Genomic DNA, 12644 nt, shown 5'->3' with positions numbered 1-12644 from the left:
ATCAAGTCACACCGGCCGACGCAACCCTGTACGCATTATTCGCGTATATAAAGCATGCGCTATATTGTTGTCTTTGCTCAGCAGGAAATCGGTTATGCCGTCGGATTTAATGAAATCGTCGACGCCATCGATTTTTTATTCTGGGGCTACGAAGAGTACGATTTGCTTCCTTACGGTATTTATGACGCGCTGACAAATCAGGTTATGCCCTACGAGCATCGGGGCGAACGAGTAGTAGATATTGATGACCAGGTAATCTGTAGAATTGCTCTCGATTACCTCAAATCAGCTATTCGGCAAACTACGTAATAACAGCATTTTCGCGTTCAGAGATGCCCGTGCCCAGGACATTATCAGCCTATTAATGCTTCTTAAAAATGGCGTCTAAATTCCCGATTCGATATTGAAGTACGATTCAAACGAATGACTATCAATATTCAGAAAAATCGTCCCGTGATCGGGATGAATCAACGTAATATAAATGCGGTTGTCGCGAATTGCATCAATAATTCCCTTGGTACCCGTCGGAATGGTTTCGGGTGCCGACGACGTAATGATAATAATATGTAGCTGTACGGCATCGCCAAGGGACTTAATCACCCAATTGGTAGTTACTTTATGGCCAGTTTTAGGATTGATGAATGCCATGGCTAGGGAGATAGGATCATAAACGGTTTATTATCAAGGCATAAATATAAAACCTGTATTTGTAAACCAATTTTCCAATGAGTTATCGGCGTTACAGTTCGAAGATTACACTAGCTACGTTTACGGAAATTCACTGTTCCTGAAAATAAGGAAAGCGGATACACTTTATACAGTATATCCGCTTCTTACGTGTGCCTCAATGATTTATACGGCCAGAATATCTTTTTCTTTGGCTACAAACGTATCGTCGATGCGAGCGATGAACGTATCAGTCAGTTTCTGAACGCGCTCTTCCCCCATTTTTACAGCGTCTTCCGACACCCCATCTTTCACCAGTTTCCGAATATCTTCGTTGGTATCTTTCCGAATATTACGAACGTTGACTTTAGCCGTTTCTACTTCCTGCTTCACTTTCTTAACAAGGTCGCGACGACGTTCTTCGGTCAGGGGTGGAATATTCAGCCGAATAATTTCACCATCGTTGGTTGGCGACAGCCCGAGGTTTGAGTTGCGTATGGCTTTTTCAACTTCACCAATAAGTTTTCTCTCGAAGGGCTTAATGGCAATGGTGCGGGCATCAGTCGTATTCACCGAAGCTACTGTATTCAGGGGGGAAAGCATTCCGTAGTATTCAACCTGAATACCATCCAGCATACTGGCACTGGCCCGCCCGGCCCGAATTTTTGTCAGTTCGATGGATAAATGCTTGAGTGCCTTCTCCATCGTATCTTTTGCATCGTCGAGAAATAACTCGATCTCTTCCATCTTTAGCTTAGTTAGAAAGTTTTAGGGTTGTAAAGCTGTAGGACTGTAAAGTTAAAGACTTGAATAGTTGTAAGTTCTAAGCTAAACTTCGCAACACTATAAACTTTAAACTTTACACCAATATAACTTTATAACGACGTGGTAATCAACGTTCCCTGATCATCGTCACCTTGAATCAGTTTGAGAAGACTACCCTGCTTATTCATGTTAAAAACAATAATCGGTAAATTGTTTTCCTGACATAACGTAAAGGCCGTTAAATCCATTACGCTCAGTTTTTTTTCATAAACGTCTTCGAACGTAATCGTCGTGTATCGCGTGGCCGTTTTGTCTTTCATCGGGTCGGCCGTGTATACCCCATCGACTTTCGTGCCCTTGAGTACGACGTCGGCTTCGACCTCAATGGCACGTAATGCCGCCGTTGAATCAGTTGTGAAGTAAGGGTTACCCGTTCCAGCACCGAAAATAACAACACGGCCTTTTTCGAGGTGACGTACCGCCCGGCGACGGACGTAGGGTTCGCAGACCTGCTCCATTTTGATAGCCGACATCACGCGAGTGTACATACCGTGCTTTTCGAGTGAACTCTGAATAGCCATAGCATTGATTACCGTGGCCAGCATCCCCATATAATCACCCTGTACCCGGTCAATACCCGACCGTTCGCCTGACACACCCCGGAAGATATTTCCACCCCCTATAACAATGGCAACCTGAACTCCCAAATCCACCACCTCTTTGATTTCCTTACTGTACTGTTCGAGTACAGCCGGGTCAATATTGTAACCACTAGGCCCAGCAAGAGCCTCCCCACTCAGCTTGAGCAGGATGCGTTTGTACTTTGTTTGTGATGTCATGAAGGGAAATTTTGCGGGCAAAGATACAGAAAAACCGGGCAAGGAGGAAAGCAAAGTGACAAAGTACGACAAGTCAATCACCTGTCGACACTCTATCTGGCCAGCCTATTCAGGCAGATTTCCAAAGTTCTTTTATCAGATTCATATCACGTTTCATTGCGACAAATAGCTCATTATGAGGAATAGACAGCCTGGTTGCGCCATGCTCAGCCCCACCCATTGGGTACTCGATATGTAGCGTAATAGGCACGCGAATATTATTCTGTTTCAACGTAGCGAAATACGTCTTAAAGTCAATCATCCCCTGCCCCATCGGTACATCCTGCACCACCCATTTAGACGGTCCGCTTCCGGTTGATTTCCCCCAATGAAAATCTTTAAGCGTAATGGCTTTAAGCTGCGGCATCACCAAACGAAGTCCGTTCGGCCATGATTGTCCGCCTTCTACTATAGCGTGTCGAATGTCGTATTGAACGCCCATGTGAGTTGAGTCGGCCGTTTTGAGAAGTTCCCATATTTCCCAGACAGTCGAACCTACCAACAGACCTGCATGGTTTTGGTAACAGCCAGTTAACTGAAGCGTTTTATTCAGCTCGGCAAGTGACCGTATTTTTTCGCCAAACGAACGTATTGATTCTGGAATCGACTGCTTCTGGTCATACTGATACCAGACCATCCGATACGTCTTGAAGCCCAGTTTGGCAGCCGTTTTCAGTAATTTACTATCGACAGGATTGGCCGCATCACCCACCGCCGTAGTCATCAGATTAGGAGCGAGGTTAACTTTTCGAAGCGCGTCAACGGCTTTCGGCAGATCATCTTCTACCCGCTCTGGCAGTACGTGTCCAGCCGGACGAACAGTTAGGTCGACACCCGCGAAACCCATATTGGCTGCGGCATCAGCCATATCGGCATAGTTCAGAAACTGAAGGTGTTTCGAGAAAATATGAATGTCAGGCACCGCTACGTCGGCAGGTTTAGTCTCCGTGGGGAACGTAGCAGGCAATAGCGGCAGCACAGCGGCAGTCTTCGCTGTTTGTTCCAGAAATCGGCGTCGGGAAAGGGATGCTTGCATAGCAGTAAGGCAGTTGCTTACTAAACCATTCATCAGGCAAATTCTACCAATACCTGCCCTTTTTCAACGCGGTCGCCTTTGCCTATCCGAATGCTTTTTATGATGCCGTCGCCGGGCGATTTCAGTACGTTCTCCATCTTCATCGCTTCCAGAATCAACAGACTATCGCCTTTGCTGACCGTATCGCCGGCCTGAATGCTGATACCCACAATCAGGCCGGGCATAGGCGCTTTCAGATCGTTAATTCGAGCATTGGCAGCACTGCTCATGCCCATTTTTTCGAGCAACAGATCGAAGCGATCTTTTAATTGAACCTGATGCAAATGGCCGTTTATTTTCAACCGAACCGATTTTTCCGCTACGTTCAGTTCCAGTATTTCAGCCGAATACGAGCGGTTCTGGTGGAGAATATGAAAGCTACGTTCCGATAGTTTCACCAAATCCCAATCAAAAGACGTACCGTTAAGTGTAGGGCCGTCGGGCGTGAAATCAATTGTGAACGGCTGGTCGTTTAGGGTTGTCGTGTACATAAATTGTCAAATCGCTACGTATAGTCAGAAATAGTCATTTACAGCCAGGACGGCTAATTATTACTACAGCGCCAGGGAGTATCCGATTATAAGACTGTGATGCAAAATTTGCATTTATTTTGCTGAGACTGCTTATTCTTCGAAATCAGTCCCACAAAATAAATACCAAATCCTTCTGGCCATTTTTCAGCAATTACCCGATCACATAGATACGTATAAAATTGATGTTTGCCGCAACGGACGCTCCTTTGTTATCAAATTGGCCTAACGAAAAACCAGCTTACTAATCCATTTTATAAACTTACAGCTTCTGACAAATAAAGGTTATCAGTATTAGGATCAGGTAACCGATTTTACAAAAAGACTACCAATTAAGTATTCTATATATTTCAAAAGAAATATTTATTTTGGCATATTGACTTGGGAACGGCACATACTTTGTCAATCTATGGCGATAGATACGTTTTGCTCACCCGTGATTGTACTGCTGTATGAGGCAATTTTTACTGTTCCTGTTTACTGGATTTGTTGTTTATTCAGTAAACGCTACTCCGTTGGCTGTCAATTTTACCTCGCCTGCTAAAACTGGTCTACTATCTATCGCATTACGAAATTCAAGCAGCACACCGCACACAGTTCGCAAGACTACCAAGCTTCATTCGGAGAACTCAATACGAACAAAGCGAATAGCGAACGGGCAGCGGATCAGCCATAATGATCCACGTAGTATGTTGGTGATTGCTCCGTTGCCAATTCCCAAACCGCTGCCCATTAAGAAACCCTCAGGCCCAGATCCAATTCGGTTTCTGATGCAGGCGAATAAACCGAACGTAGCAGTCGGGGAAGAATTTGAGATTACCATTACGGCTGAGTTATTGCCCATTCTACCTAGCCAGATATTTTTCTTTGAGGCTCAGCGGTCATTCAGTCTTCACGTGCTGATGCCAGAAGGATTTATTCAGACAGGAGGTAACTATTATAACGGCATAACAGGCAGGCCAACACTCAGCGAAAGCGTAAAAATTACGCTTAGCGGTTATTTTCAGCATAAAAATTCACCTGATTTCTGCTTCCGATTACTTCGTAGAACGGCACAACCGGAACCAAATGAATTATACAATAAGGTAGGTATGTTTTGCCTGCCGGTTACCGCTCTTTCTCCCGTTGCTCGTGATTCGAGCAATGTGAAAGCAAGCAGCGGTGCCAGAGCTGGTACGGGCAATCTAATTGGCAATCTGGATATTGCTAATTGCAGCTATTTTAAAGGCTGGATACTTGATCAGGGAAATCCCGGTGTTTCTCAGTACATCACTTTATCTATTGATGGAACCCAGTATGGCCCAATCCTGGCTGATTATGAATGGCCCGCCATTCGGGATGGTAATTTCCCCAATCATCCTTACACCAAATACGGTTTTCTATGGCCTGTTCCAGCCAGCCTGAATGATGGGCGTATTCATACGGTCAACTTATTTGCCACTGCCACTGGTAAACAATTCGCTACTACCGTATCAAGCTTTGGATTGGGAGACCTGACTATTACTGCTAATGTCCCTCCAAAGAGCAAGTCTTTGCGATTGAAAGCGTCAGCAACTGCATCCAGGGAGGTGGTAAATTATAACTGGCAAGGGCCAAATAATTTTACATCCACTCTACAAAATCCGTCTGTCGGCTCTTTAACCACGGCTGTAAATGGCTTGTACAGCGTAACGGCCACTACGCCGAGTGGATGTTCTGCTTCGGTGAGTGCGAACATTAAGGTGCCTATTTATGAAGGGCGGCTCGATGAAGTGTATTGTGATTTGCTCAAAGGCTGGGCTCGCGATGTGACAAATTATCAGCAACCCACTCGGGTGTACATATACATGAATGACGCGCTTGTGGATAGTGTGGCGACAACGCTGGCCCGGCCCGATGTGGGGTCGGCCGCTACGTATGGCTATCAATGGTCAGTGCCAACGCAGTATCGTCAGGGTACTCATAAAGTGCAGGTGCGCGATCTTAATGGGTATCCTTTGCTGGTCAGCGGAACTGCCAACACCACGGCTACTATCGGCATTAACTCACCCATATCTACGCTACCTCCCCCTGCGGCCTGGGTATTTACCGATGGGCTGATTAGCCGTCAAGGTAACTCATATACTCTCTGCGAGGGCAGCGGACTGGGCCTAGGCCGGGACGCCAACACCCCTGGCACGCCCACCTGGAATGGCCCTGGATTAACGGCCACCCCGCCCAACGTAGATATACTCAACATGAACGCCAGCCGACAGGGTATTTACATCTATCGCTCGGTCATGGCAGATGGTTGCACGCAGTCTACCAGCGTGTCTGTAACCATTGCGGCTCAGTATGAGGCTAATCTGGAGGATGTCAACTGTACTTTTATCAAAGGGTGGCTGGTCAACCAACTGTGCCGGGATAAAGCCGCGACCCTGCAAATCCGAATCGACAATATCGTTGTTGCTACCCTCAAAACGGATCAGAAGCGAACCGAGGTCCGGGATACTAAAGCACCCGGTTCAAGCTTTGCCGACTACGGATTCAGGTGGGAGATGCCCGCTCAGTGGCAAGTAGGCAGCCATACCCTACGTATTACCGACCTAAACAACAATGACCTGGTGCCACCTCGCACGTATGGGTTAAGCCCGATTATTCCCTGGGTATGGGCAAACGGGCAGGGAGCCCGTAAGTTATTCTCCTATACCATTTGTGAGGGTAGTTCAATAGGTCTGGGCCAGGACGCCAACACCCCTGGTACGTCCACCTGGAGTGGGCCGAGCCTGACGGCCACTGCGCCTAACGTAGATATCCATAACATGAATGCCAGTCGGCAGGGTACCTATACCTATCGCTCAACCACAGCGGATGGCTGCTCACAGTCTACCAGCGTTTCTATAACTGTTACTACGGTCCCATCTCCCTCGGTGAACAACGTTACTATCTGCGCTGGAACATCTGCCACGCTATTGGCTAGCGGTTGCGCAGGTACAGTCAACTGGCTCTTCACCAACGCGACGGGGTACAACTTTACAACTCCAGCGTTAACGCAGACCACTACGTATTCAGCTACTTGTACGCAGCAGAGTTGTACATCTCGGCCTGCGGCAGCTACAGTGACCATTCGTACCCCATTGAATAAACCCGCTCTGTCGGCTAATCCAGGCACGATTTCTTCGCCACGTTCCGTAACTCTGAACGCTACGGGTTGCGCCAACCTCACGCAATGGCAGTGGGCAGCAGGGACTGCCAAAGGCACTAACGTAACAGTAACTGTTGGCCAGACAACTTCATTTACGGCACGGTGCCAGAGCCCCGACGGCTGCTTCAGCGACCCGGCCTGGGTAACCGTCAACTACGTTCCTGTCCCGATTCCCACCGTTTCTGCATCGACCACCCTACTCTGTGGCGATCAATCCGTTACGTTACAGGCAGAAGGTTGTCCTAATGAAACAAACATCCTTTGGTCGAATGGAATGACGGGATCCCCACTGACGTTTGTCCCGACATCCACTACGTCCTATTCAGCCAAATGTATTCTTGATGGAAATAAGAGTAATTCTTCACCAGCGGTACAGGTATCGATACGTCCGACCCCAACGATTACCGGTGCTTTGAATTACACAACTGGAGAAACCATATCTCTAACTGCTACGTCAGCCGGTGCAACGAGTTACAGTTGGCGGGGTTCTAATAACTATGCGTCAACCGGGGACATTCTTCGGATTCTGGGTGTCGGCAACACCCATACTGGTTCCTATACGGTAACGGCCAATTACTCGGGTGAGGGCTGTATGCCTTATGCAGTGGCACAGATTACCGTCAATAAGCCGACGCTCCGGACAGGAACTATCACACCCTCATCTGTCTGTGCTGGTAGTACGTTGGCTATACCTTTCGTTTGGGCAGGCAACTTTGGCCCTGGCAATACATTCACCGTCCAGCTTTCCGACAGCAGTGGCAACTTTGTCAGTCCGATTTCAATTGGTACGGGTTCGACAAGTCCCATTAACGTAATGATACCGGCTGCTACGTTGGCGGGCAGCAACTATCGTATTCGGGTGGTGAGCAGTGATCCGGTACTGACCGATACCCAAAGCCCTGCCAGTTTGACCATAGGCGTTCCGCCTTCGGTGACGGCCAGCAGCAATAGCCTGGCAGGTGAGGTGAGTTGGGGCGATTCGCTACGGTTGAACGTGCGCGGAGAAAACCTGACAGGAGCAACGTATCAATGGAGCGGGCCCAGCTCATTCAGCAGCACCCAGGCTAATCCAATAGTACCAAACACTACGTTGGCAAACAGTGGTACGTATACAGTGGCTGTTACGTCGCCTGGAGGCTGCTCTGCCACGGCTATAACAACCGTTGTGATAGGCAATCCACTAACCGCAACGATTAGTGGCAACCTAAGCATTTGCGCCGGGCAAAGCACAACCCTGACCGCCAGCGGAGGCAGCCGCTATCGGTGGTCGACCGGGGAGCAATCAGCGACGATTGTTGTTGCGCCAACGAGCGCAACAGTCTATAGCGTAACGGTAACCAATGCCAATGGGGCTTCTGCGACCGCTACCAAAAATGTAACTGTATCCAGTGCGCCTTCGCTGACCATTACCGGGAAAGCCAACCTGTGTGCCGGTGAAAGCACTACGTTGACGGCGAACGGTGCCGACAACTACCTCTGGTCGACGGGCGATATTGGTAGCCAAATTGTCGTTACGCCCACCCAGAGCACTACATCTAGCGTTTGGTCGATGGGTGAGCAGGGCTGCCTGGGCGAGGCAACAGGGGTGGTTCAGGTCACTTCCTTCTCGATGACAGCCAGTGGTTCGGCCAACGGCCAGTCCTTCACCAGCAGCAACAAAGGCCAGACCGCATCGCTTGCCCAGGGTGCCACCGTGGTGCTGTCGGCTGCGGTGGACGGCGTGTCGCCTAAAGACTTGATTTATAACTGGTCGGGACCCAACAATTTTACCAGTACAGCAGCAAAGCCATCTTTCCGCTACACCTCGGAGGCCCAGATGGGCACCTATCAGGTGGTGGCTCAAACCCCCGAGGGGTGTACGTCCGGCGCTCGTGTGGGCATTGGTACAGCGGAGGACTGTAATTTAAGCCTGGTTGTATATAACAAGGCTAATCTGAGTTCGATTATCTCTAATGAGCAAAAGCTCTCTATCTATGGTTGCCCGGGTGAATACACGCTCTGGAACGGAACCAATGGCACCGAGAACAGCAATGGAACGTATACCTGGGCCGATGGTGAAACGGGCCGGGTAGAACGGGGCAGCCTGGGCCAATGGTCGGTTTACGTAACCCCACAAGCGACAAAGACCTACATCGCTATTTGCACGCTGGCGTCGGGTAAAATATGTACCACTTCGGCCGAGGTAAAGGTATCGTCTGCCGGTTGCGCTAACCTGCAAATTACGGCCTCGGCTACTACGTATCAAAAAGGTGATGTCATTACGTTAACGGCGGCTAATTGTGTAGGTACGTTAACCTGGTCGCAGGGGTTAGGCAGTGCCAGCAGTGTGAAGATTTCGCCTACCAGCGATCTGATTGTTTCAGCCTATTGCACAAGTGAGACGAAGACCTGCTATTCAAATGCCATCCCTATCCGTAATCTGAGTTGTCTTAGAGCGATTTATACCAACTGGACGGGGTTCAATAATACGGTTCAACTCGGCTACTACGGCTGCGAAACCGGGCAGGTAAACTGGTCAGTCAAAGGTACATTATGCAGTGCAACGTCTTCGAACGGGTTTTATACACTCGAAGGAATTACGGGGGAGGTAAGCGTATCGGCCACCTGTAATCGGGCTGGAGAAGCGACCTGCCCAACCCTGGTAAAAACCATTAATGGCTCTAGCTTAGTCAATTGCGCCAACTACTACGTGCATGTGGAAACCGCCAGTGGTACGCCGGTAAACCTGCTTGGCATAAAAAGTGGCCATCTGTTTACGCTGAAGGATGAGGCCAATGTTTCGCTCACGGACACACTCCAAAATCCAGTCTATGTGCCCGTTGCAACGAAGGAAAAGCTGTACACGGCCACCTTTCCAAACGGATGCACGTCGTCGGTGAAGGTGACCCCAGCTACTTTCCAGCTCTATTGGAAAGAAAACATTGTTTACAATGGCAAGTCGGGTGAGTATGAGGTGGGGACTGGCGATCCCTGGGCGCCCAAAAAAGTAGTTGAAAGTTTTGACTTATCTGGGTACAAGCCTTATAACGAATATTACGCTATAGACCTGCAATTGACGCCGGTCTGCCCAGGCAAGATCATCTGGACAAGCAGCGCTGAACCAACGGGAAGCCAGACCACCCGTATTCTTTCGCTGCGCACCAGTGAGTTTCTGTCCGATCCGAGCACTACCAAGTTCACGGCTCCGCAATATCACCTCTTCCCGATTGTACCCACTACGTATTACGCGGCCTGCCAGGTTGAGCAGGACGGCACAACCGTTACGTATCCGGCGGTGAATTCGAAACAACTCGTTATTACGTCAAATTCCTGCCTGCAGATCGCCAATCTGAAAGCAATCATCAGCCAAGGCGAGTCGGTGCAGCTAAAGGTATCGGGTTGTCTGGGTATGGTGAACTGGTCGCTGGCGGGCGTAAGCGTGGGCCAGGGTACTACGTTGACGCATACTCCTTTACCCAATACGGCACCGGCAACGGTTGAGTACGTGGCCAGTTGTAGTAATCCGGTCTGTTCGGAGAAAGCCAGCGTACGGGTCAATACGTGTTTACTTCGGTTGACCGCATCGAAAACAACCAGTAAGGTTGGTGAATCCGTGGAGCTAACGGCTATGGGTTGCTCAGGCGGGTCAGTACGCTGGAATTCGGGCGATGTCGGCACGCAGATTACTGTCGGACCGATGGAAACCGCTACGTATACGGCTAGCTGCGTAGTGGGAGGCAACACACTCTGTAGTGACGCTATTTCTATTACGACTGAAAATGAAGCTCCCGATAAAGAAGAATGTCCAGCCTTCCAACTGGTTAGTTCAACGACATCCATTGTTCGCTGCAGCAACCGGCCAGTGGTGATTACCCCCACCGGCTGCCCGGCGGGTGGTACCATTACCTGGAGCGATGGCAGCGTTACCGGGCCGGATACGCCCTATAAAATCACCTTGTCCGAAACGGCTACCATTGGGGCAACCTGCCGGACCCGCTACAAGACGGAAGCTAGTCAGGAAGTGACCATTACGGCCCGGGAGCCCGAACTAACGGTGAGTGGTACGCAGGTGACGCCCGGCTTTCCGGCTATTCTGCGGGCTTCAGGTTGCTTCAACGCGGGTAATTGTCAGCCGGGAACGTATCGCTGGCTAGACGAAAATGGTAATCTGTTACAGGCAGGCAGTACCATGACCGTCACCGTATGGCAGCCAACGACTTACAAGCTGACCTGTAATAATTCGGCACCTACGCCCGTTCGCCTAACGCTAAAACCCAATTGCGCTATTCCGGGACCGATTATGAACGGCAGCCGGAATATCAGTACAACGGAGTATTTCGTCAGCGCAGCCTGGTGCGACGTGACCTACCCGATCCGTTGGCGAAAAGCCTCGGGGAATAGTATAACGGAGTTGTCGGCCCGTAATGACACGCGAAGTTTTGTCGTGACACGGCCTGCTATGAAAATAATCTATGGCTCTAACGGGGACGTGTTTGCCACTGAACCTCAGTCCGACGCGTATTACGTGAGTTGTGTACAGAATGGATCACTCTGCGTATTCCTGGCCGGAACTGCCGGAAGTTATGACCCCTCTTTTCCAGATTTAGACTATGTACCGGCTCAAAGTGGCCCTGTAAACACGCCAGGCCCCTGCGGTTCGCTGATCAACTATGAAAAAGGGGGGATACCGGATAAATATGCCCGCAATCCTGGCGACATTGAGCAAGTCTACCTGCTCTACACCGACTGGTGCCCCGGCCAGTTAAAATGGTTCCAGCAGGGCAAAGAGCTGACCAGCTTACGATTTGTAACGGTAAGCGGCCCACCCACCCAAACCTTTACCTACCTCTGCACACTGACCAATGGACAGCCCTGCTCGGGCGAATTCCAATTTGAGCAGCAACCGGGGGGCCGACTGGCGGCTTCCACTCAGCTCTTATCCCGAACCGTCTCCAACAACTGCTCAACCCCGGATATAGCCCTCAAAGACGCCATGGAGGTCTATCTGGCCCAGATGCTGTGTCAGCTCAGTGAACTCTTCAAGGACCAGAACGGACACTTTTCCCGGGAGCTGGCCCTGAGCTATGTTCAGAAACTAATGGCCCAGATGCAATCGTCGATTCCCTGGGTGACCTTGAGCTTCCCCACCGATCTGACCCCGGTGGTGGATGCCCTGCAGGCGGGTCATTGTGAGCAGGCAGGAGCCTTGCTGGCCAGTGCGATGGGTGGCCAGGTGGCCAAAACGACCTACAACCAGCTCATCCTGCCTACCTACAGCCAGGTGATGGCCGACCTCACCCGCTGCGAGGCCCAGCCCGCCCCCACGGCGGTGGAGGAAACCTTGTCCACCAACGGACGTATGGCCGCCCCCGGTATCGACTACAGCCGCCTGTTTATCGCCCCCGACGGCCGGGCGGTACGTTTGCCCAACGGGGCCAGACCCCGCTTCTTTAACTTTGGGCCTGGCTGGGCTCAGCCGCCTGCGGGCACCCTGCAGGGCTACGTAACAGCCAGTGGAGATACCTACTTTGCCGAGATTATAGGACGCTTTGTGGGCTATCGACTGGCTAAAGTGCCGCTGTGTCCCG

7 protein-coding genes are annotated in these 12644 nt (G+C 50.2%); 2 read left to right on the top strand and 5 right to left on the bottom strand.

All coding sequences use genetic code 11. The features are described 5' to 3' along the window. The first annotated feature begins 54 nt into the window (after window positions 1–54). On the top strand, window positions 55–309 hold the full coding sequence (locus tag ACYVF1_RS30850; RefSeq protein ID WP_461086334.1) for a hypothetical protein: 255 nt from the start codon (window positions 55–57) through the stop codon (window positions 307–309). Between the two features lie 75 nt (window positions 310–384). Here the strand turns inward: ACYVF1_RS30850 and ACYVF1_RS30845 are convergent, their stop codons facing one another. The 5 genes from ACYVF1_RS30845 to ACYVF1_RS30825 form a co-directional block, all read right to left on the bottom strand. After that, window positions 385–648: a hypothetical protein gene (locus tag ACYVF1_RS30845; RefSeq protein WP_461086332.1), complete on the bottom strand. Its 264-nt coding sequence runs from the start codon at window positions 646–648 to the stop codon at window positions 385–387. A 204-nt stretch (window positions 649–852) separates the two neighbouring features. Next, complete coding sequence (gene frr / locus ACYVF1_RS30840) at window positions 853–1413, bottom strand: ribosome recycling factor (protein ID WP_461086330.1); 561 nt, start codon at window positions 1411–1413, stop codon at window positions 853–855. A gap of 128 nt (window positions 1414–1541) precedes the next feature. Further along, window positions 1542–2270 carry a UMP kinase gene (gene pyrH / locus ACYVF1_RS30835; RefSeq protein ID WP_461086328.1) on the bottom strand — a complete coding sequence of 243 codons (729 nt, stop codon included), beginning with the start codon at window positions 2268–2270 and terminating at the stop codon, window positions 1542–1544. A 109-nt stretch (window positions 2271–2379) separates the two neighbouring features. Next, window positions 2380–3345 (bottom strand): sugar phosphate isomerase/epimerase family protein, encoded by a 966-nt coding sequence (locus ACYVF1_RS30830; protein ID WP_461086326.1) that lies wholly within the window; start codon window positions 3343–3345, stop codon window positions 2380–2382. Window positions 3346–3377: 32 nt separating this feature from the next. Next, entirely contained in the window at window positions 3378–3875 is a 498-nt protein-coding gene (locus ACYVF1_RS30825; RefSeq protein ID WP_461086324.1) for an acyl-CoA carboxylase biotin carboxyl carrier protein subunit, read from the bottom strand. A 491-nt stretch (window positions 3876–4366) separates the two neighbouring features. Here ACYVF1_RS30825 and ACYVF1_RS30820 point away from each other — a divergent pair. Beyond that, the coding region (locus ACYVF1_RS30820; RefSeq protein ID WP_461086322.1) for a hypothetical protein at window positions 4367–12644 on the top strand (8278 nt) is incomplete at its 3' end.

The sequence above is a fragment of the Spirosoma flavus genome (genome assembly GCF_054778555.1).
This window is presented reverse-complemented; position numbering and strand designations above follow the sequence as displayed.

Coding starts and splice junctions, on each gene's coding strand:
- ACYVF1_RS30850 (WP_461086334.1), top strand. CDS start 55: ATGCGCTATATTGTTGTCTTTGCTCAGCAGGAAATCGGTTATGCCGTC.
- ACYVF1_RS30845 (WP_461086332.1), bottom strand. CDS start 648: ATGGCATTCATCAATCCTAAAACTGGCCATAAAGTAACTACCAATTGG.
- frr (WP_461086330.1), bottom strand. CDS start 1,413: ATGGAAGAGATCGAGTTATTTCTCGACGATGCAAAAGATACGATGGAG.
- pyrH (WP_461086328.1), bottom strand. CDS start 2,270: ATGACATCACAAACAAAGTACAAACGCATCCTGCTCAAGCTGAGTGGG.
- ACYVF1_RS30830 (WP_461086326.1), bottom strand. CDS start 3,345: ATGCAAGCATCCCTTTCCCGACGCCGATTTCTGGAACAAACAGCGAAG.
- ACYVF1_RS30825 (WP_461086324.1), bottom strand. CDS start 3,875: ATGTACACGACAACCCTAAACGACCAGCCGTTCACAATTGATTTCACG.